This window comes from Streptomyces sp. NPDC087901, from assembly GCF_044742205.1.
Classification (GTDB): Bacteria; Actinomycetota; Actinomycetes; order Streptomycetales; family Streptomycetaceae; genus Streptomyces.
In genome coordinates this window covers 166,305-186,054 of sequence record NZ_JBIUUC010000011.1, presented here as the reverse complement: position 1 = coordinate 186,054, position 19,750 = coordinate 166,305, and the positions used below count along the sequence as shown (strand labels likewise).

The 19,750-nt window shown below is 69.4% G+C and carries 17 protein-coding genes; 3 read left to right on the top strand and 14 right to left on the bottom strand.

Going from position 1 to position 19,750, the window contains the following annotated elements; all coding sequences use genetic code 11:
- Positions 1 to 300: 300 nt before the first annotated feature.
- Positions 301 to 1,551, top strand: coding sequence for a PP2C family protein-serine/threonine phosphatase (locus ACIOEW_RS29420; RefSeq protein ID WP_401967297.1), 1,251 nt, complete (start codon positions 301 to 303; stop codon positions 1,549 to 1,551).
- A gap of 407 nt (positions 1,552 to 1,958) precedes the next feature.
- Here ACIOEW_RS29420 and ACIOEW_RS29415 read toward each other — a convergent pair whose 3' ends face one another.
- Positions 1,959 to 3,392: a class I SAM-dependent RNA methyltransferase gene (locus ACIOEW_RS29415; protein WP_401967293.1), complete on the bottom strand. Its 1,434-nt coding sequence runs from the start codon at positions 3,390 to 3,392 to the stop codon at positions 1,959 to 1,961.
- A 140-nt stretch (positions 3,393 to 3,532) separates the two neighbouring features.
- Entirely contained in the window at positions 3,533 to 5,581 is a 2,049-nt protein-coding gene (locus ACIOEW_RS29410) for an APC family permease (RefSeq protein ID WP_401967290.1), read from the bottom strand.
- Positions 5,582 to 5,944: 363 nt separating this feature from the next.
- Here ACIOEW_RS29410 and ACIOEW_RS29405 point away from each other — a divergent pair, with 363 nt between their 5' ends.
- On the top strand, positions 5,945 to 6,613 hold the full coding sequence (locus ACIOEW_RS29405) for a TrkA family potassium uptake protein (protein ID WP_350995919.1): 669 nt from the start codon (positions 5,945 to 5,947) through the stop codon (positions 6,611 to 6,613).
- Positions 6,613 to 7,290: a TrkA family potassium uptake protein gene (locus ACIOEW_RS29400; RefSeq protein WP_148021383.1), complete on the top strand. Its 678-nt coding sequence runs from the start codon at positions 6,613 to 6,615 to the stop codon at positions 7,288 to 7,290. The genes ACIOEW_RS29405 and ACIOEW_RS29400 overlap by 1 nt, the downstream gene beginning before the upstream one ends.
- Positions 7,291 to 7,364: 74 nt before the next feature.
- On the opposite strand, the gene ACIOEW_RS29395 is transcribed toward ACIOEW_RS29400, so the two are convergent.
- The 12 genes from ACIOEW_RS29395 to ACIOEW_RS29340 form a co-directional block, all read right to left on the bottom strand.
- Positions 7,365 to 8,120, bottom strand: coding sequence for a DUF3159 domain-containing protein (locus ACIOEW_RS29395; protein ID WP_401967289.1), 756 nt, complete (start codon positions 8,118 to 8,120; stop codon positions 7,365 to 7,367).
- A gap of 3 nt (positions 8,121 to 8,123) precedes the next feature.
- The gene (locus ACIOEW_RS29390; RefSeq protein WP_362557246.1) at positions 8,124 to 8,540 is read right to left on the bottom strand and encodes an OB-fold nucleic acid binding domain-containing protein; all 417 of its coding nucleotides are present in this window, start codon (positions 8,538 to 8,540) and stop codon (positions 8,124 to 8,126) included.
- A gap of 86 nt (positions 8,541 to 8,626) precedes the next feature.
- Positions 8,627 to 9,319, bottom strand: a complete 693-nt coding sequence (locus ACIOEW_RS29385) for a response regulator (protein WP_401967287.1) — start codon at positions 9,317 to 9,319, stop codon at positions 8,627 to 8,629.
- 174 nt (positions 9,320 to 9,493) lie between these two features.
- Positions 9,494 to 12,037: an ATP-binding protein gene (locus tag ACIOEW_RS29380; RefSeq protein WP_401967286.1), complete on the bottom strand. Its 2,544-nt coding sequence runs from the start codon at positions 12,035 to 12,037 to the stop codon at positions 9,494 to 9,496.
- Positions 12,038 to 12,246: 209 nt separating this feature from the next.
- The gene (locus ACIOEW_RS29375; RefSeq protein WP_401967284.1) at positions 12,247 to 12,678 is read right to left on the bottom strand and encodes a hypothetical protein; all 432 of its coding nucleotides are present in this window, start codon (positions 12,676 to 12,678) and stop codon (positions 12,247 to 12,249) included.
- Positions 12,679 to 12,908: 230 nt separating this feature from the next.
- The gene (locus ACIOEW_RS29370) at positions 12,909 to 13,586 is read right to left on the bottom strand and encodes a potassium-transporting ATPase subunit C (RefSeq protein WP_401967282.1); all 678 of its coding nucleotides are present in this window, start codon (positions 13,584 to 13,586) and stop codon (positions 12,909 to 12,911) included.
- A gap of 6 nt (positions 13,587 to 13,592) precedes the next feature.
- Positions 13,593 to 15,719, bottom strand: coding sequence for a potassium-transporting ATPase subunit KdpB (gene kdpB, locus ACIOEW_RS29365; RefSeq protein WP_401967280.1), 2,127 nt, complete (start codon positions 15,717 to 15,719; stop codon positions 13,593 to 13,595).
- Positions 15,716 to 17,380: a potassium-transporting ATPase subunit KdpA gene (gene kdpA, locus ACIOEW_RS29360; RefSeq protein ID WP_401967278.1), complete on the bottom strand. Its 1,665-nt coding sequence runs from the start codon at positions 17,378 to 17,380 to the stop codon at positions 15,716 to 15,718. The genes kdpB and kdpA overlap by 4 nt, the downstream gene beginning before the upstream one ends.
- A 7-nt stretch (positions 17,381 to 17,387) precedes the next feature.
- A complete protein-coding gene (kdpF, locus tag ACIOEW_RS29355) occupies positions 17,388 to 17,477 on the bottom strand; it encodes a K(+)-transporting ATPase subunit F (protein ID WP_147971349.1) in 90 nt (29 codons plus the stop codon).
- A gap of 356 nt (positions 17,478 to 17,833) precedes the next feature.
- A complete protein-coding gene (locus ACIOEW_RS29350) occupies positions 17,834 to 18,598 on the bottom strand; it encodes a DUF3710 domain-containing protein (protein ID WP_362557231.1) in 765 nt (254 codons plus the stop codon).
- Between the two features lies 1 nt (position 18,599).
- Positions 18,600 to 19,133, bottom strand: coding sequence for a dUTP diphosphatase (gene dut, locus ACIOEW_RS29345; RefSeq protein ID WP_350995945.1), 534 nt, complete (start codon positions 19,131 to 19,133; stop codon positions 18,600 to 18,602).
- Complete coding sequence (locus ACIOEW_RS29340) at positions 19,133 to 19,717, bottom strand: PaaI family thioesterase (RefSeq protein WP_326657385.1); 585 nt, start codon at positions 19,715 to 19,717, stop codon at positions 19,133 to 19,135. Before ACIOEW_RS29340 ends, dut begins: the two co-directional genes overlap by 1 nt.
- Positions 19,718 to 19,750 lie beyond the last annotated feature (33 nt).

Below are 19,750 nucleotides of genomic sequence, written 5' to 3'. Positions count from 1 at the left end.
GGGAAGGTCGAATGCCTTGCAGCCTCGCACGCGGGCACGACTGCATCGAAGGGCGACAGTTGCTGCAGAACGTGCACCGAAGACAGTCAGCCGGCCTGGACCGGGGCAGCGGAAGATGCCCGCCCAGCGCTCGTGTCCCGCCGATTCGTGAGCAGGCAGGCAGGCAGGTGGTCTCGTATACGAGGGGCTGAACGCGCTTGGTGTCCTGAAAAGGCGCAAGGTGGAACTGGTGAGAGATTCGCTGCGCAGTGCCCGCGGTCAGGGGCGGAGCGTGCGCACGGCAAGGGTTGGGAGGCAACGATGCCGGGAGACCCGTTCGGACTGGCCAAGCTGCTCGCCGCAGCGGAGGACGCGGCGCCGGGGGCGTCTCTCGCCGTGGTGGCACGCAATCTGCGCGACCGGTTCCACGCGCGGGCGGTGTCGTTCCTGTTCGTCGATGCTGTCGGCCAGCAGGTGGTGCGGGTCAGCGACGGGACCGCCTCGCAGTTCGACCGCCACGCCAGTCGTATCCGACTGGCCGGCAGCGTCTACGACCGAGTGCTGCATACCCAGGAGCTGGTGGTGCAGGCCCCTGACGCCGGTCACGGAAAGCGGGTGCTCGCTCCGGTGAGCAATCGCGGCGACACCATCGGGGCGCTGGAGTTGTCCCTGCCGCACGTCAGCGAGGAGATCCTGGAAGAGGTCCGCGAGGCCGCTCACGCGCTGGCGTACATCATCGTCACCGACCGCCGCTTCACCGACCTCTACCGCTTGGGCCAGCGCGCCACCCCGCTCAGCCTGGCCGCCGAGATCCAGCGACAGCTCCTGCCCGACGCACCATCCTGCGAAGCCGCACAGTTCGCGCTCGCCGCGTCCCTCGTGCCCGCCGAATCAGCCGCCGGGGACACCTACGACTACACCCTCGACCACGACACCCTGCATCTGTCGATCACCGACGCCATGGGCCACGACGTCAACGCGGCACTCATGGCCACCCTCCTGGTCAACGCCTCACGCGGCGCCCGCCGAGATGGCGCCGACCTGGCAGAGCAGGCCGGCCGGATCGACCAGGCCCTCCTCCGCCACGGCAACCACACCCTCGCCACCGGCCAGCTTCTGCGCATCGCCCTGGACGGAACCGGCTCACAGCTCGTCAATGCCGGACACCCCCCACCTCTGCTCCTGCGCGGCGGCGCAGTGAAAGAGGTGCACATGGACGTCGACCTGCTCTTCGGCGCATCCGGCGGCACCACCTATCGCGTACAGGACCTCGACCTGCGCCCCGGCGACCGCCTCCTGCTCTACACCGACGGCATGCAGGAGCGACAGGCCGGATCCGTCGATCTGCCCCGTCTGATCAACGACACCGCCTCCGAACACCCCCGCGAGGTCGTGCGCGTCCTGGCCACAGCGGTCACCGACGCCTTCGACGGCCGCCTGGCCGACGACGCCACCGTACTGTGCCTCGACTGGCACGGCCCCCACCATGCCAACCGCCACCCCCATCCGGAGCCGACCGGACAGGCGCTGCCACATACCGCGCAGGAGAAGAAGGACGGCGTGCAACAGTGAATATGCGAGCAAGTCCCTGAGGCCGAACCCGCCGGCATGGGCGAGAGCGCGAGCTGCCCGTCCCAGCACATTCCGCCCAGGTCCGACTTGCTCCGACGCTTCATCGGGCGTACCCCACAGGCCCTCGTCCCGGACCCCTTTTCGGTATCTGCTCCTATCGTCGAGAGGCGGTAACGCCCTTCCCAGCAAAGGTGACTGAGCGGTACCGCTCGCCACCACGAAATTCCCGTCGCCTTGCCGCACCCGCCAGCCAGGAGGCCACCTGACCAGCGGCGCAATGAGCCTGATGGCCCATCAGAACGAGCGTCAAATGAGCGTCACGATGCCTCGGAGAGCGTTATTTGAGCGTCAAGACATCGCCCGTAACGCCCACAGCGCACATAACGCACACCACCCGAACTCGCAGGTCAGGCTCCCTTTGCGGCAGGTTCGAGAATCGCCACGCACTCCACGTGATGCGTCATCGGAAACAGATCGAACGCCCGCAGCGTCCGCACCTTGTAGCCGCCCTCCGCGAAGTACGCCAGGTCCCGCGCCAGCGCCGCCGGGTCGCAGGCCACGTACGCGATCTTGCGTGCCCCGAGGGTCGAGAGGCGCTTGACGACCTGCTTGCCGGCTCCCGCGCGCGGCGGGTCCAGGACGATCAGGTCGCACTCGGTGATGCCCGTGCGCGGCAGGATCTGGTCGACCTTGCCGTGCTCGATGCGGACCCGCTCCAGGTCCTTGAGGTTGTGGCGGGCGTCCTCGACCGCGCGCTTGCCGGACTCGATGCCGAGCACCGCGCCCTTCTCGCCGATGCGCTGGCCGATAGCACCGGCGAACAGGCCGACACCGCAGTAGAGGTCGAGCGCCATGTCGTTCTTGCGGGGCAGCAGACCCTGCATGACCGCGCGGACCAGGGTGTCCGCGGCCTGCGGGTGGACCTGCCAGAAGCCGCCGGAGCCCACGCGGTAGGTGCGGTCGTCGGCGCGCTCGCGGACGAAGCCGCGGCCGTGGACGCGGTGCACGCCGCCGTCGCGCTCGTCGACGCGCAGGACCGAGACCGGCTTGTCGAGCTCGACCAGCGGGAGGCGGCCGCCCTCGCGCGGGGTGAGGATGACCTGGCGGTCGTTGGATCCGGTGGCTGCGATGGCCTCCACCGTGGCCATCTGGGGCCAGTCCTGCTTCTCGATGCCGAGCTCGGTGACGCCCGGCGCGGCGATCATGCACTGGTCGATGATCTCGACGTCGTGCGAGCGGTGCTTGCGCAGGCCCACCCGGCCGTCCTCGTCGATGGCGTACTGGACGCGGGTGCGCCAGGCGGGCACCTCGCCCGGCGGGAGCTTGTCGCCCTCGGCCGGCATGACGGTGCCGTCCCAGCCGGCCTCCTCCGGGGTGAGGCCCGCGAGGCGCAGGAGCTGCTCGGCGATCACTTCGCCCTTGAGCCGGCGCTGGGCACCCGGCTTGGCGTGCTGCCAGTCGCAACCGCCGCACTTGCCGGGGCCCGCGAACGGGCACGGGGCCTTCACTCGGTCCTTGGACGCCTCGATGATCCGTACCGCGTCGGCGCGCAGGAAGCGGGAGTCGGTGGCGCCGTCGGTGACCTTGGCGACGACCTTCTCGCCTGGCAGCGTGTGGCGTACGAACAGGACCTGGCCCTCGGAAGTGCGGGCGATGCAGTGGCCGCCGTGGGCGACCGGGCCGACCTCGACCTCGTACTCCTGCCCCACGAGCGATTCCCCGGCCTGCTTCTCCCCGGCCTGCGTCTCCTCGGTCGACGTCTCCTCGGCCTGGATCTCCTCGGTCTGCGACTCCCCGGCCTGCGATTCCCCGGCCTGCGGCGAAATGGATTCGTTCTGCATGAGGGGGTGGCTCCAGAGATCAAAGGGAAACAGGGGGAACGAGCGCAAAGGAAAAGCGGCCGGACAACAACCTACGAGTCTACGTGGGTGTCGTCCGGCCGCTTACCAGGAACGGATACCGCAGGTACAGCTACCGCGCGTCAGCCCTTGTGCGTCGGCTCCTTGGGCTTGCGCTCCACGGGGCCGCGTCGCACCGAACCGGGGGCACTCCAGTCCGCGCGCTTGCGGGCCCGCTTCTTGGCCGCCTCGGAGGACTCCAGCTGGTACGGGACGGAGGTGACCATCACTCCCGGGGTGAAGAGCAGCCGGCCCTTGAGCCTGAGGGCGCTCTGGTTGTGGAGCAGGTGCTCGTACCAGTGGCCGACGACGTACTCCGGGATGTAGACGCTCACGACGTCACGCGGACTCTCCCGGCGCAGGCCCTTGACGTATTCGATGACCGGACGGGTCACCTCGCGGTACGGCGAGTCGAGGATCTTCAGCGGGACGTTGATACCGCGCCGCTCCCAGTCCTCCTTGAGCGCCTTCGTCTCGGCGGGGTCGACGCTGATGGACAGCGCCTCCAGATGGTCCGTACGGATCAGCTTCGCGTAGGCGAGTGCGCGCAGGGTGGGGCGGTGGAGCTTGGAGACCAGGACGATCGAGTGGACCCGGGAGGGGCGGACAGTCTCGTCGGACGGGGTCTCGTCGGCGGCGATCTCCGCGGCGACCCGGTCGTAGTGCTTACGGATCGCGGTCATCGTGCCGTAGAAGATCACCATGCCGAGCAGCGCGACCCAGGCGCCGTGGGTGAACTTGGTGGCGAGGACGACGACGAGCACCAGGCCGGTGAAGAAGGCGCCGAAGGTGTTGATCGCGCGGGAGCGGATCATGTGGCGGCGCTTGAGCGGGTCCTTCTCGGTGCGCAGGTGCCGGTTCCAGTGCCGGACCATGCCGGTCTGGCTGAGCGTGAAGGAGACGAACACGCCGACGATGTAGAGCTGGATCAGCCGGGTCGAGTCGGCCCCGTAGATCCAGACCAGCAGGATCGCGGCGCCGGCCAGCAGCACGATGCCGTTGGAGAAGGCGAGCCGGTCGCCGCGGGTGTGCAGCTGGCGCGGCAGATAGCGGTCCTGGGCCAGGATCGAGCCGAGCAGCGGGAAGCCGTTGTACGCGGTGTTGGCGGCCAGGAAGAGGACGAGGGCCGTGGCCGCGGCGAGGATCACGAAGAAGAACGTTCCGTCGCCGAAGACCGCGGCCGCGACCTGGGAGATCACCGGGTCCTGGACGAAACTCGAACCGACCGCTGTGCCGTTGTTGATCAGGTCCTCTGCCGGGTTCTCGGCCATCTTCACGTCGGTGGCCATGGCCAGCCCGATGATGCCGCAGAACATGGTGACGGCCAGCAGGCCCATCGCCGCCAGGGTGGTGGCGGCGTTCTTGCTCTTGGGCTTGCGGAAGGCGGGGACGCCGTTGCTGATGGCCTCGACACCGGTGAGGGCCGCACAGCCGGAGGAGAACGCCCGCAGGAGCAGGAAGACCAGGGCGAAGCCCGCCAGGCCCTGGTGCTCCGGCTTGATCGTGTAGTCGGCGGTCGGGGCTTGCATGGTGTCGCCGAGGACCAGTCCGCGGAAGGCGCCCCAGATGATCATGATGAACACGCCGGCCACGAAGAGGTACGTGGGGATCGCGAAGAGCTTGCCGGACTCCTTGACGCCCCGCAGGTTCATCAGGGTCAGCAGCACGATGGCGGCGACGGCGCAGGCCGTCTTGTGCTCGACGACGAACGGGATCGCCGAGCCGAGGTTCTCCACCCCGGAGGCGATCGACACGGCGACGGTCAGGACGTAGTCGACCAGCAGTGCGCTGGCGACGGTCAGTCCGGCCTTCGGGCCGAGGTTGGTGTTGGCGACCTCGTAGTCGCCGCCGCCGCTCGGGTACGCGTGCACGTTCTGCCGGTACGAGGCGACGACGGTGAACATCAGGACCACGACGGCGACCGCGATCCACGGGCTGAAGTGGTACGCCGACACACCCGCGATGGACAGCACGAGGAGGACTTCTCCGGGTGCGTACGCCACCGAGGACAGCGGGTCGGATGCGAAGACGGGGAGCGCGATGCGCTTGGGAAGGAGAGTCTCCCCCAGCTTGTCGCTGCGCAGGGCCCGTCCGATCAGGATCCGTTTGGGCACGTCGGTCAGTTTGGACACGCTGAGGATCGTAAGGGTTCCGTATGGGAGCAACCCACGCACCACCCCCGTGGCCCCGTAATCTCCTGCACTCGGACGGAAAGACCACGAAATCCTTAACGGAATCCTTGCACCGCGACCACCCGAAAGGGCGTCGAACGCTCTTCGAAAGCCCGCCCGAACACTTCGGGGGACGTCGCCTTTGCCACAGTGCCCCGCGATGAGCACACTCGAATGAGGCAACGCACCCGGCGCCGCTTAAGCTCATCCTGGGCAACGGGACGAACCGTTGCCCCATTGTTTGCCCGGCCAGCCGAGGAATGAGTGTGAGCAGGGTGTTTTCGCAGGTCAGCCGGACGACCAGGACTGCGAGGTAGGCGCAAGGTGCACATCGTCATCATGGGCTGCGGGCGAGTAGGGGCCGCTCTCGCGCAGAACCTGGAGCAGCAGGGGCACACGGTCGCAGTCATCGACCAGGACCCCACGGCGTTCCGGCGCCTCGGCTCCGGCTTCGGCGGCCGTCGCGTCACAGGGGTCGGTTTCGACCAGGACACCCTGCGTGAGGCGGGTATCGAAGAGGCCGGCGCGTTCGCTGCGGTGAGCAGCGGCGACAACTCGAACATCATCGCGGCCCGCGTGGCACGCGAGATGTTCGGCATCGAGAACGTCGCGGCCAGGATCTACGACCCCCGGCGTGCCGAGGTGTACCAGCGCCTCGGCATCCCCACGGTCGCCACCGTGCGCTGGACCGCGGACCAGATGCTGCGCCGGCTGCTGCCTTCGGGCGCCGAGCCGCTGTGGCGGGATCCGAGCGGCGGTGTGCAGCTCGCCGAGGTGCACACCACACCGTCCTGGATCGGCCACAAGATCAGCACCCTGCAGGAGGAGACGGGCGTGCGCGTGGCCTTCCTCACCCGGTTGGGCGAAGCCATACTGCCGTCGTCGCAGACGGTGCTGCAGGAGGGCGACCTCGTCCACGTGATGATGCGTACGGACGAGATCGCGAAGGTCGAGGCGGCCTTCGCCGAGGGCCCTGAGGAAGGCGGTCACTGATGCGTGTCGCGATTGCCGGGGCCGGCGCGGTGGGCCGTTCCATCGCGGCCGAGCTGCTGGAGAACGGTCACGAGGTGCTGCTCGTCGACAAGGCGCCGACCGCCATTTCGGTGGAGCGGGTGCCGATGGCCGAGTGGCTGCTGGCGGACGCCTGCGAGATCACCTCGCTGGACGAGGCGGCGTTGCAGCGCTGCAACGTCGTGATCGCCGCGACCGGCGACGACAAGGTGAACCTGGTCGTCTCGCTGCTCGCCAAGACGGAGTACGGCGTGCCGCGCGTCGTCGCCCGGGTGAACAACCCGAAGAACGAGTGGCTGTTCAACGAGTCCTGGGGCGTCGATGTGGCGGTCTCCACGCCGCGGCTGATGTCGGCCCTGGTCGAGGAGGCGGTGAGCGTCGGCGATCTGGTCCGGCTGCTGCGCTTCAGCCACGGCGACGCGAACCTGGTCGAGCTGACGCTGCCGCCGGAGTCGGCGCTGGCGGGCACCCAGGTCGGGGAGGTCGCCTGGCCGGAGGACACCTCGCTGGTCACGATCATCCGCGGGCAGCGCGTGCTGACGCCGAGCACCGAGGAGACCCTGGAGGCCGGGGACGAGCTGCTGTTCGTGGCTGCCCAGGCGCGTGAGGAGCAGCTGGAGGACCTGCTGTCGGTGCGCCAGGGCGACCCGGAGAGCTGAGCAGCGACCCACCACATGTGAGAGGGCCTGTTACCGCCGGTGGCGGTAACAGGCCCTCTCGCATGGTCTGTGGCTCAGAAGTCCTGGCCGCGGGCCGCTTCGGCTGCGGCCGCCTTACGGGCCTTCTCGGCCTGCTCCTCGGCCTCCATCTCGGCGAAGACGTCGATGGGCGGCGGCGCCTTGGCGAGGAAAACCCAGGTGAGGTAGACCGCCAACAGGAACGGCGGGATCTTCAGGGCGATCAGGACCCAGCCGAACTGGGTGGTGTCGGCCCACCAGTACAGCGGGAAGAGGATCGCGCACTTGGCGAGCAGGATCAGTCCCCAGGCGTAGCTGGCCTTGGCGTAGGCCTTCTTCCGGCCGGGGTTCCGGGTGCGCCAGGAGAGGTTCTCCTTGAACACCGGGCCCAGGATGAGACCGATCAGCGGAATGCCGGCGATGGTGGTGACCAGGTAGGCGATGGCCAGTCCGAGCGTGTAGATCATGCCCGGGAGATAGAAGTCCTTGGCGTTGCCGGTCATCTTCGCGAAGACGACGCCGAAGGCCACACCGAAGACACCGCTGAAGGCGTGCTTGACGGTGTCCTTGCGGATCAGCCGGACGGCCACGAGCACCAGCGACACGGCCACGGCCGCGATGGCCGAGTTCGTGAGGTTCTTGTCGATGGTGAAGATCGTGACGAAGAGCAGTCCGGGCAGGACCGTCTCCACCATGCCCCGGATGCCGCCGAAGGCCTCGAAGAGCGCGGCCTCGGTGACCGCCTTCGCGTCGGCCTCCTGCTGGTCGGTGGTGCGGTCCGTATCGGACGTCGGCTTGTCGAGAGACGTCACCGGCTACTCCTTGCCGAGCGGTCGGAGTTCGTATTTGGGGTTGAACAGCACCCGGCGCCCGTGGCTCATGGAGATGCGGCCGGAGGCGATGAGCTTGCGGCCCGGCTCGATGCCCACGATGGAGCGGCGGCCGAGCCAGACCACGTCGAGCGGCGCGGTGCCGTCGAAGAGCTCCGCCTCGAGGGCGGGTACTCCGGCACGCGGTCGCAGGGTGACCGTCCGCAAGGTACCAGTGACCTTCACGATCTGGCGGTCGGTGCACTCGGAGATCCGGGTGCACCCCGATGCCTGCGAGTCCTCCTCCAGCTCCTCGCACTCCAGGTCCTCCTGGGAGCTGGAAAGCCGGTCGAGCATCCGACGGAAGCGCCCGGAGGGCCGCTCGGCCTTCTGGGACTTCTCGAATCGAGGAACAGCACTCATACCCGAAGGGTACCGGTCTCGCGAGGTCCTGGAGGGTGTCCGCCGTCTCACTCGAACGAGCGATGCGGGGACCCGGCCGCGGCGCCTCAGGCGCGCTCGAAGCGGTAGCCCATCCCCGGTTCTGTGACGAAGTGCCGGGGGTGCGAGGGGTCGGCCTCCAGCTTGCGCCTCAGCTGGGCCATGTAGACCCGCAGGTAGTTGGTCTCGGTGCCGTAGGAGGGCCCCCAGACCTCCTGGAGCAGCTGTCTCTGGCTGACCAGCCGGCCGCTGTTGCGGACCAGGACCTCCAGCAGGTGCCACTCGGTAGGGGTGAGCCGGACGTCGCGCCCCCCGCGGTGGACCTTCTTGGCGGCGAGGTCGACCGTGAAGCCCTCGGTCTCCACGAGCACGACCTCGTCGCCGCCGTCCTGGCCGACGGGCTCGGCGCGGCGCACCGAGGCGCGCAGCCGGGCGAGCAGTTCGTCCATGCCGAACGGTTTGGTGACGTAGTCGTCGGCGCCCGCGTCCAGGGCCTCGACCTTCTCGTCGGAGGTGTGCCGGGCCGAGAGCACCAGGATCGGCACCCGGGTCCAGCCGCGCAGGCCCCTGATCACCTCGACGCCGTCCATGTCGGGAAGCCCCAGGTCCAGGACGACGACGTCGGGGTGGCGTGCGGCGGCCAGCTGGAGCGCGGTCGCTCCGTCGGGCGCCGCGTCCACCTCGTACTTGCGCGCCTTCAGGTTGATCACGAGGGCGCGTACGATCTGCGGCTCGTCGTCGACCACAAGCACCCGGGTCATCGCGGTCCTGCCTTTCTGCTGTACGTGGATCTGTGCGTGGATCTGTGCGTAGGGCCTGTGCGTGGATCTGTGCGTGCCTCTGTACGTCTGTGCCGTACGTCTGTGCCGTACGTCTGTGCCGCACGTCTGTGCCGCACGTCTGTTCTGTACGTGGGCCGCGGAGGTCTCCGCGGATCATGAGGTGACCCGTGCGGGCAGGTCGGGGCTGACCGGAACGTACCCCGAGGCCGCCTTCAGCGTCAGGACCATGGTGAGGCCTCCCCCCGGGGTGTCCTCGGCGTCCAGCGTGCCGCCCATGGACTCGACGAAACCGCGGGCCACGGCGAGCCCCAGGCCCACTCCGGCGCCGCGCGGGGCGTCACCGTAGCGCTGGAAGGGCTCGAAGATGCGTTCCTTGGCCTCGTCGGGGACGCCGCGGCCGCGGTCGGCGACGCGCAGCTCGACCCGGGCGCCGAGCGCGCTGGCGGCCACGGTGACGCGCTCGCGGTCGGGGCTGTACTTGACGGCGTTCTCGACGATGTTGGCGACGGCCCGCTCCAGCAGTCCGGGGTCGACGGCGACCATCGGCAGCGTCTCGGGGATATCCAGCTCGACGCTGTCCTCGGGGACGCCGCCCAGCGCCATGGGCACGACCTCGTCGAGGTCGATCTCGCGGATCAGCGGGGTGACGGTGCCGGTCTGCAGGCGGGACATGTCGAGGAGGTTGCCGACGAGGTGGTCGAGGCGGTCGGCGCCGTTCTCGATGCCTTCGAGGAGCTCGGCCTCGTCGTCCTCGGACCAGGCGACGTCGTCGGAGCGCAGGGAGCTGACGGCGGCCTTGATGGCTGCGAGCGGGGTCCGCAGGTCGTGGCTGACGGCGGCCAGCAGCGCGGTCCTGATCCTGTTCCCCTCGGCGAGCCGGCGGGCCGTCTCCGCCTCACCGACCAGACGCTGGCGGTCCAGGACGACGGCGGCCTGGGCGGCGAAGGCACCGAGTACCCGGCGGTCCTCGGCGGGCAGCACCCGGCCGGAGAGGGCCAGGGCCATGTGGTCACCGACGGGCATGTCCACATCGGCGTCCTCGGGCCGGGTGACCGGCGCCGGGCCGACGCTGCCTGCGCAGGTCCACGGGTCGACGTCGCTCTGCCGCTCCAGCAGGGCGACGGACTCCATGCCGAAGGTCTCGCGGACCCGGTCCAGAAGCGCGGCCAGGGTGGTCTCGCCGCGCAGCACGCTGCCGGCCAGGAAGGAGAGGATCTCGGATTCCGCGCGCAGTCTGGCGGCCTGGTGGGTGCGGCGGGCCGCGAGGTCGACGACCGAGGCCACCGCGACGGCCACCGCGAAGAAGATCACGATGGCGACGAAGTTCTCGGGGTCCTGCACGGTCAGGGTGTGGGTGGGCGGGGTGAACCAGTAGTTCAGCAGCAGCGATCCCGCGGCCGCCGACGCGAGGGCGGGCCGCAGTCCGCCGAGAAGGGCGGCGGCGACGGTCATGAAGAGGAAGAGCAGGACGTCGTTGGCGAGCCCCGGGCCGTTCTCCATGCCCTTGAGGAGGAGCGAGAGGAGGACCGGGCCGCCCACGCCGACGATCCAGCCCCAGATGATGCGGGCCCGGCCCAGCCGGGCGCCGCGGGCGATCGGGAGGCCGCGGCCCTTGGCGACCTCGTCGTGGGTGACGATGTGGACATCGAGGTCGGTGCCGGACTCGCGGGCGACGGTGGCGCCGACGCCGGGTCCGTAGATGTACTGCCAGGCCTTGCGGCGGCTGGAGCCGAGGACGATCTGGGTGGCGTTGACGCCCCGGGCGAATTCGAGGAGTGCCGAGGGTATGTCGTCGCCGATGACGTGGTGGAAGGTGCCGCCGAGATCCTCGACGAGCGTGCGCTGGACGGTCAGCTCCTTGGGCGAGGCCGACGTCAGTCCGTCGCTGCGGGCGATGTAGACGGCGAGGATCTCGCTGCCGGACCCCTTGGCCGCCATGCGGGAGGCGCGGCGGATGAGGGTGCGGCCCTCGGGACCACCGGTGAGTCCGACGACGATGCGTTCGCGGGCCTGCCAGGTGGTGCGGATGTTGTGCTCGCCGCGGTACTGCTGGAGGTATTCGTCGACCCGGTCGGCGACCCAGAGCAGGGCCAGCTCGCGCAGGGCCGTGAGGTTGCCGGGGCGGAAGTAGTTGGAGAGCGAGGCGTCGATCCGGTCCGGCTTGTAGATGTTGCCGTGGGCCATCCGGCGGCGCAGGGCCTGAGGCGACATGTCGACCAGCTCGAGCTGGTCGGCCCGGCGGACCACCTCGTCCGGCACGGTCTCACGCTGGCGTACGCCGGTTATGGACTCGACGACGTCCCCGAGGGACTCCAGGTGCTGGATGTTGACCGTGGAGACCACGTCGATTCCGGCCTGGAGGAGCTCCTCGACGTCCTGCCAGCGCTTGGCGTTGCGGGAGCCCGGCACATTGGTGTGCGCCAGTTCGTCCACCAGGGCGACGGCCGGGGACCGCTCCAGTACCGCGTCGACGTCCATCTCGGTGAAGACGGCGGAACGGTACTCGATCTCGCGGCGCCGGATCTGTTCCAGGCCGTGCAGCATGACCTCGGTGCGCGGGCGGTCGTGGTGTTCGACGAAGCCGACGACGCAGTCGGTGCCCCGCTCCACACGGCGGTGCGCCTCGGAAAGCATCGCGTACGTCTTGCCGACGCCGGGTGCCGCACCGAGATAGATCCGAAGTTTGCCGCGCGCCATGGCCCCATTGTCTTCCTGGAACCGGCTCTTTTCACGGAAGCCGGTGGCAGCCCATGCGGCAGCCACTGTCGAAACTACCCCGTGAATTTCACGCATATCGGGCGGGTGGTGTGGGTGCGGTCCGTATTGACACAACTCTGATGCCTTCGCGGGAGGAGCCCGCCCCCTCCCGGCCGGGGGCCTTCGACCGGGAGCGGGCGCCGACACCATCAGTGGCGGAAGAGCCACAGGCCGGTGCGGGCCAGGGCGATCCCGTGGGCGCGGCAGGCCTCTGCGACCTCGTCGGACCGGATCGAACCACCAGGCTCCGCGATGCACGTCACCCCGCGGCGCCGGGCGTGGTCGACGTTGTCCCGGAAAGGCAGTGAGCCGTCCGACACGAAGGAGACCCCCGTCAGCCGGCCGAGCCATTCGGTGCGCGGCGTCGCGTCCAGCTCGGGTGGTTCGCTGCCGAGTGCGTCCCGGCAGCGGTCCCGCTCGTCGGCGGTCAGGTCACCCTCACCCTCACCCTCGACGACCCGGATCTGCCAGTCGATGTAGGACGGGACTCCGTTGAGCACCCTCCGTGGCGGGCGCCCCGGGTGCACGGGGGCGGCTTCGGCGGCGGTCTGCTGGGGGTTCATTCCGTATCGCATGCGCACGGGGCACTCCTCGTCGGACGGGCCGACGGAGCGCCCAGGCGGTCGGCGGCTCCTCCGTGGGGGGCAACTCCCTGGTGGTGATCCACCCTCGCCAGTCACGGCGGTGTGGCCCTGAGGGCTGTCCCGGCGCGACGCCGTCGACTCCCCTGTCGTTGCTCGCTGATGTGCCACCAGCTGGGGCGGGCAGAGCCCGGGTCCGGCCGTAGGGCCGGACCCGGGCGCTCGGGCGTTCAGTGCGTTCCGGCCTCGTTCGCGAGCTGCTTCAGCGCGATGTTGAGCTGGAGGACGTTGACGCGTGGTTCCCCGGCGAAGCCCAGGATGCGGCCGTCGGTGTGCTGGTCGACGAGCTTGGCGACCTGGGCGGCATCGAGGTGGTTGCGTGCGGCGACACGGTTCACCTGGAGCTGTGCGTAGGCCGGGGAGATGTCGGGGTCGAGGCCGGAGCCGGAGGAGGTGACGGCGTCGGCCGGTACCTGGGAGGGGCTGACGGGGTGGCCGGGGACGGAGTTGTCCTTGACGACGGCGGCCTTGGCGGCGGTGACCCAGTCGATGAGTTCCTTGTTGTCACCGGAGCGGTTGGTCGCGCCGGAGAGGATCAGCGAGTACTGGGTGTTGACGCTGTTGGTGCCGAGGCCGTTGGAGGGGCGGGGCTGGAACCACTTGAGGTCCGGGTCCGCGGTCTCCTGGCCCTTCTTGAGGGGGAGGTCGTAGCGCTGGCCGATGAGTTCGGATCCGACGACCTTGCCGTTCGCCGTGATCTCGGAGCCGTTGGCGTGGCCGGGCATGAGTCCCTGGGCGACGCCGGTGACGGCGAGCGGGTAGATGACGCCGCAGACCAGGGTGAGGACGAGCAGGGCGCGCAGTCCTGCCCAGAGCAGCCGGGCGGAGTTTCCTACGGAGTTGTTCATGGCAGGTCAGCCGATTCCGGGGATGAGGGAGATGATCAGGTCGATGATCTTGATGCCGATGAACGGGGCGATCAGGCCGCCGAGTCCGTAGACGCCGAGGTTGCGCCGGAGCATCGAGTCGGCGCCGCTGGGCCGGTAGCGGACGCCCTTGAGAGCGAGCGGCACGAGCGCGACGATGATCAGCGCGTTGAAGATCACGGCGGACAGGATCGCGGACCGGGGCGAGGAGAGGTCCATGACGTTGAGCTTGTCGAGGCCCGGGTAGACCACGGCGAACATCGCGGGGATGATCGCGAAGTACTTGGCGACGTCGTTGGCGATGGAGAACGTCGTCAGTGCGCCGCGGGTGATCAGGAGCTGTTTGCCGATCTCCACGATCTCGATGAGCTTGGTCGGGTTGGAGTCCAGGTCCACCATGTTCCCGGCCTCCTTGGCGGCCGAGGTTCCGGTGTTCATGGCCACGCCGACATCGGCCTGGGCGAGCGCCGGGGCGTCGTTCGTGCCGTCGCCGGTCATCGCGACGAGTTTGCCGCCCGCCTGCTCCCGCTTGATGAGGGCCATCTTGTCCTCGGGGGTGGCCTCGGCGAGGAAGTCGTCGACGCCCGCCTCCTCGGCGATGGCCTTCGCGGTCAGCGGGTTGTCGCCGGTGATCATGACCGTACGGATGCCCATCCGGCGCAGTTCGTCGAACCGCTCCCGCATGCCCTCCTTGACGACGTCCTTGAGGTGGATCACGCCCAGGACCCGGGCCCCGTCCGCGTCCTGGCAGGCCACCAGCAGCGGCGTACCGCCGGCCGCCGCGATGCGGTCGGTGAGCGCCTGCGCGTCCGCGGACACGCTGCCGCCCCGCTCCTTCACCCAGGCGACGACCGATCCGCTCGCGCCCTTGCGGACCTTGCGTCCGTCGACGTCCACACCCGACATCCGGGTCTGGGCGGTGAAGGCGACCCACTCGGCGCCGGACAGTTCGCCCTGATGGCGCTCGCGCAGCCCGTACTTCTCCTTCGCGAGAATCACCACGGACCGGCCCTCGGGCGTCTCGTCGGCCAGCGAGGAGAGCTGGGCCGCGTCCGCCAGTTCGGACTCCGTCACACCCGCTACGGGGAGCAGGGCCGCGGCCTGCCGGTTGCCGAGAGTGATGGTGCCGGTCTTGTCGAGCAGCAGCGTCGACACGTCACCCGCCGCCTCGACGGCCCGCCCGGACATGGCGAGCACGTTGCGCTGCACGAGGCGGTCCATGCCGGCGATGCCGATCGCGGAGAGCAGCGCGCCGATGGTGGTCGGAATCAGGCAGACCAGGAGCGCGGCCAGCACGATCATGGACTGCTCGCTGCCGGCGTAGATCGCGAAGGGCTGCAGGGTGACGACGGCGAGCAGGAAGACGACGGTGAGGGACGCCAGGAGGATGTTCAGGGCGATCTCGTTGGGCGTCTTCTGCCGGGCCGCGCCCTCGACCAGAGCGATCATCCGGTCGATGAAGGTCTCGCCCGGCTTGGTGGTGATCTTGACGACGATGCGGTCGGAGAGCACCTTCGTACCACCGGTGACGGCACTGCGGTCGCCGCCCGACTCCCGGATGACCGGGGCCGATTCGCCGGTGATCGCGGACTCGTCGACGCTGGCGACGCCCTCGACGACATCTCCGTCGCCCGGAACGATGTCGCCGGCCTCGCAGACGACCAGATCTCCGATGCGCAGTTCGGTACCGGGGACCCGCTCCTCGTCCGTGCCGACGATCCGGCGGGCGACGGTGTCGGTCTTGGCCTTCCGCAGGGTGTCGGCCTGGGCCTTGCCGCGGCCCTCGGCGACCGCCTCCGCCAGGTTGGCGAAGATCGTCGTCAACCACAGCCAGACGGCGATCGCCCAGCCGAACCAGTCCGTCGGATCCAGTGCCGCGAGCACGGTGGTGAGCACCGAACCCACCAGCACCACGAACATCACCGGCGACTTGACCATCACCCGTGGGTCGAGTTTGCGTATCGCGTCGGGGAAGGAGGCGATCAGCATCCTGGGGTCGAACAGCCCGGCGCCGACGCGCCCTTCGGGAACGGCCCCGGCCGGAGTGTCCTGATGCGGCGCGCGGGCCGGCGTGACTGTGGACATCGCGTCCTCTTGCTTCGTACGGATGGTCATGACGCCAGCCCCTCGGCCAGCGGCCCCAGGGCGAGGGCCGGGAAGTAGGTCAGACCGGCGATGATCATGATGGTGGCGACCAGCAGTCCACTGAAGAGGGGCTTGTGGGTGCCGAGGGTCCCGACGGTCGCCGGTACGGGCCGTTGCCCGGCCAGCGAGCCGGCCAGGGCCAGGACGAACACCATGGGCAGGAACCGGCCCAGGAGCATCGCGAGTCCGATCGTGGTGTTGAACCACTGCGTGTCCGCGTTGAGCCCGGCGAACGCCGAACCGTTGTTGTTGGCGCCGGAGGTGTAGGCGTAAAGGATCTCCGAGAAACCGTGCGCGCCGGAGTTGGTCATCGAGTTGCCCGGGGTGGGCAGGGCCATCGCGGCGGCGGTGAAGCAGAGCACCAGGGCCGGTGTGACGAGGATGTAGCAGGCGGCGAGCTTGATCTCGCGGGTGCCGATCTTCTTGCCCAGGTACTCCGGCGTACGGCCGACCATCAGACCGGCGATGAACACCGCGATGATCGCCATGATCAGCATCCCGTAGAGACCGGAGCCGGTACCACCGGGCGCGATCTCACCCAATTGCATGCCGAGCATCGTGATGCCGCCGCCGAGGCCGGTGAACGAGGAGTGGAACGAGTTCACCGCACCGGTCGAGGTGAGCGTGGTGGCCACCGCGAAGATGGACGAGCCACCGACCCCGAACCGGTTCTCCTTGCCCTCCATCGCCCCGCCCGCGATGTCGAACGCGGGCCCGTGGTGGGCGAATTCGGTCCACATCATCAGCGCGGTGAAGCCGAGCCAGATGACGCCCATCGTCGCGAGGATCGCGTACCCCTGCTTGAGGGAGCCGACCATGCGGCCGAAGGTGCGCGTGAGAGCGAACGGGATGACGAGGATCAGGAAGATCTCGAAGAGGTTGGAGAGCCCGTTGGGGTTCTCGAACGGGTGGGCCGAGTTGGCGTTGAAGTAGCCGCCGCCGTTCGTGCCCAGCTCCTTGATCGCCTCCTGCGAGGCGACCGCGCCGCCGTTCCACTGCTGCGAGCCGCCCGTGAACTGGCCGACCTCATGGATGCCGGAGAAGTTCTGGATCGCTCCGCAGGCGACCAGCACGAGCGCGCCGATCACCGCGATCGGCAGCAGGATCCGCACGGTGCCGCGCACCAGGTCGGCCCAGAAGTTGCCGAGTTCACCGCTGCGCGTGGCGGCGAATCCCCGGACGAGTGCCACCGCGACGGCGATGCCGACGGCGGCCGAGACGAAGTTCTGCACCGCGAGGCCGCCGGTCTGCACGACGTGGCCCATGGCCTGCTCGCCGTAGTACGACTGCCAGTTGGTGTTCGCGACGAACGAGGCCGCCGTGTTGAACGCCTGGTCGGGGTCGATCGAGGAGAAGCCGAGCGAGCCGGGCAGCGAGCCCTGGAGCCGCTGCAGCAGATACAGGAAGAGGACGCTCACGGCGGAGAAGGCGAGAACACCGCGCAGATAGGCGGGCCAGCGCATCTGCGTGTCAGGGTTGGCGCCGATGGCCTTGTAGATCCACTTCTCGGCCCGCAGATGGCGGGGCGAGGTGTAGACACGGGCCATGTGGTCACCGAGCGGGCGGTATGCCAGACCCAGCGCCACAACGAGCGCGAGTACCTGGAGCACGCCTGCGAGGACGGGGCTCATATCGGGCTCAGAACCTCTCCGGGTACAGAAGGGCGAGGACGAGATAGCCCAGCAGGGCTACGGCCACGACGAGGCCGGCCACGTTTTCGGCAGTCACAGCTTCGCCACCCCCTTGGCAATGAGAGCCACCAGCGCGAAGACCGCGATCGTGGTGACGACGAAGGCCACGTCGGCCATCGGGTGCTCCTGAATGAGGTGCGGATTTCTCGGACCCCTTGAGCAAACCCCCTGCCCGCACCCCCGTGACCTGCGTTGATGGCTTCCTTACGGGTTCGGGCGCGGCCTTGACGGCGCCATTACGTGCCCGATACGCGCCCCATACGGGCGGCCACGCGCCGCCCCGCCCCGTGACACGCAAAAGCCGGTGGCCCGTATCCCTGCGAAGGGGGTACGGGCCACCGGCCGGTGCATACGGGGTGCGGGTCAGCGCACCTCGGTGATCTCGGGGTGCGGTCAGCGCACCTCGGTGATCTCGGGGCCGCGCTGGAGGCCTGCCATGCCGCCGGAGAACTTCGAGCCCTCCTGCTCCTCCTGCTGAACGCCCTCGGGGACCATCTGGGCGTCGTTGGGGAGCTTGAGCACGATCGGGTCGCGCGGGGCCATCGGGCCGTCACCGCGGACGACCACGGTGTCCCGGAAGACCGTCTCCAGGAGACCGGCGGCCTCCGGCTGCACGGCACCCTGGCCGGAGATCACTCCGCGCAGGAACCAGCGCGGACCGTCGACACCGACGAAGCGCACCATCTGCACGCCGTTCGCCCCGTCGGGAAGCTGTACGGGGACCTGCGCGCGCAGTTCCCAGCCCAGCGGGCCCTCGACCTCGTCGATGATGCCGCCCTGCTGGGTGATACCGGAGGCGATCTCCTCGCGGACCTCGCCCCAGATGCCCTCTTTCTTGGGGGCGGCGAAGGCCTGCAGCTGGATCGCGCTGTCGCGCAGCACGACCGTGGCGGCGACGATCGCGTCACCGGCGACCTCTACGCGCAGCTCCATGCCCTCGACACCGGGCACGAAGATGCCGCCCAGGTCGACCCGGCCCTCGCCGGGCTGGGAGACCTCGTCGATGTCCCACGGCCCGTCCGGCCGCGGAGCCGGCGGAAGGTTCGTCCGGCGCGACCCGCTCTCGGCGTCATCGAGCTCGTCGACGACCTGCTCGGCCTCGCGCGCTTCGTCCGCCGTGTCCTCGGCGGAACCACTGTTCTTGCGACGTCCGAACACGTCACTTTCCTTCCCGGTCGGATTCGACCGAAGCGTAGCTGTTCCCGCCCTGGGGAACCCCGCCCCGGACGCCATCAACATCAACGGCGGCATGACCGCCGGTGGACCCGAAGCCCCCTTCGGCCCGCGCCGAACCGGGAAGCTCCGACACTTCGTGGAAGCGCACCTTCTCGACCTGCTGCACGACCAGTTGGGCAATCCGGTCGAACCGCTCGAACCGCACGGACTCGCGCGGGTCGAGATTGATGACGATCACCTTGATCTCTCCACGGTACCCGGCATCCACCGTCCCCGGGGCATTCACCAGGGCGACTCCACAGCGTGCGGCGAGGCCGGATCGGGGGTGCACGAACGCGGCGTACCCGTCCGGCAGCGCGATCGAGACCCCGGTCGGCAGTACCGCCCGCTCCCCCGGCGCCAGCTCGACGGCCTCGGTGGTGACGAGATCGGCTCCGGCGTCGCCCGGGTGCCCGTACGCCGGAATCGGCACGTCCGGGTCGACCCGGCGGATCAGGACGTCCACGGGATGGCGCATCAGGGGTTCACCTCGAAGGCTCGGGCCCTCTTGACCTGGTCGGGGTCGGCCATCGCGGCCCGGATCTCGGCAGGGCGGCCGTTGTCGATGAAGTGATCGACCTTGACCTCGATGAACAGGGCCTCGGCCCGGACCGCCACGGGCCCGTCCGGGCCGCCGATCCGGCCGGTCGCCCGGGAGTAGATCTTGCGGCCGTGCACAGCGGTGATCTCGGCGTCCAGGAACAGCACGGTGTCCACCGGCACGGGGCGGACGAAGTCGGTCTCCAGCCGCCCGGTCACCGCGATCACACGCAGCAGCCAGTTCAGCGAGCCGAGTGTCTCGTCGAGCGCGGTGGCCAGCACCCCGCCGTGGGCGAGGCCCGGGGCGCCCTGGTGGGCGGCCTGCACGGTGAACTCGGCGGTGACGCCGACGCCCTCACCGGCCCGCGCCTGGAGGTGCAGCCCGTGCGGCTGTCCGTCACCGCAGCCGAAACAGTGTTCGTAATGGGCGCCGAGCAGCTCGCCGGGTGCGGGGGCGTCGGGATGCCGGACCGGTTTCACCGCGTCGGCCGGGGGCTTCAGAGCCGCAGATGTTCCACTCACAGCCGCAGACCTTACCCGCGCGGGTACCCGCAG

What these genes read in the sequence shown, in the direction of transcription:
- ACIOEW_RS29385 (WP_401967287.1), bottom strand. Translation starts at nt 9,319, where the DNA reads ATGACCCGGGTGCTTGTGGTCGACGACGAGCCGCAGATCGTACGCGCC.
- ACIOEW_RS29420 (WP_401967297.1), top strand. Translation starts at nt 301, where the DNA reads ATGCCGGGAGACCCGTTCGGACTGGCCAAGCTGCTCGCCGCAGCGGAG.
- ACIOEW_RS29415 (WP_401967293.1), bottom strand. Translation starts at nt 3,392, where the DNA reads ATGCAGAACGAATCCATTTCGCCGCAGGCCGGGGAATCGCAGGCCGGG.
- ACIOEW_RS29390 (WP_362557246.1), bottom strand. Translation starts at nt 8,540, where the DNA reads ATGAGTGCTGTTCCTCGATTCGAGAAGTCCCAGAAGGCCGAGCGGCCC.
- ACIOEW_RS29380 (WP_401967286.1), bottom strand. Translation starts at nt 12,037, where the DNA reads ATGGCGCGCGGCAAACTTCGGATCTATCTCGGTGCGGCACCCGGCGTC.
- dut (WP_350995945.1), bottom strand. Translation starts at nt 19,133, where the DNA reads ATGCGCCATCCCGTGGACGTCCTGATCCGCCGGGTCGACCCGGACGTG.
- kdpB (WP_401967280.1), bottom strand. Translation starts at nt 15,719, where the DNA reads ATGACCATCCGTACGAAGCAAGAGGACGCGATGTCCACAGTCACGCCG.
- ACIOEW_RS29370 (WP_401967282.1), bottom strand. Translation starts at nt 13,586, where the DNA reads ATGAACAACTCCGTAGGAAACTCCGCCCGGCTGCTCTGGGCAGGACTG.
- ACIOEW_RS29400 (WP_148021383.1), top strand. Translation starts at nt 6,613, where the DNA reads ATGCGTGTCGCGATTGCCGGGGCCGGCGCGGTGGGCCGTTCCATCGCG.
- kdpA (WP_401967278.1), bottom strand. Translation starts at nt 17,380, where the DNA reads ATGAGCCCCGTCCTCGCAGGCGTGCTCCAGGTACTCGCGCTCGTTGTG.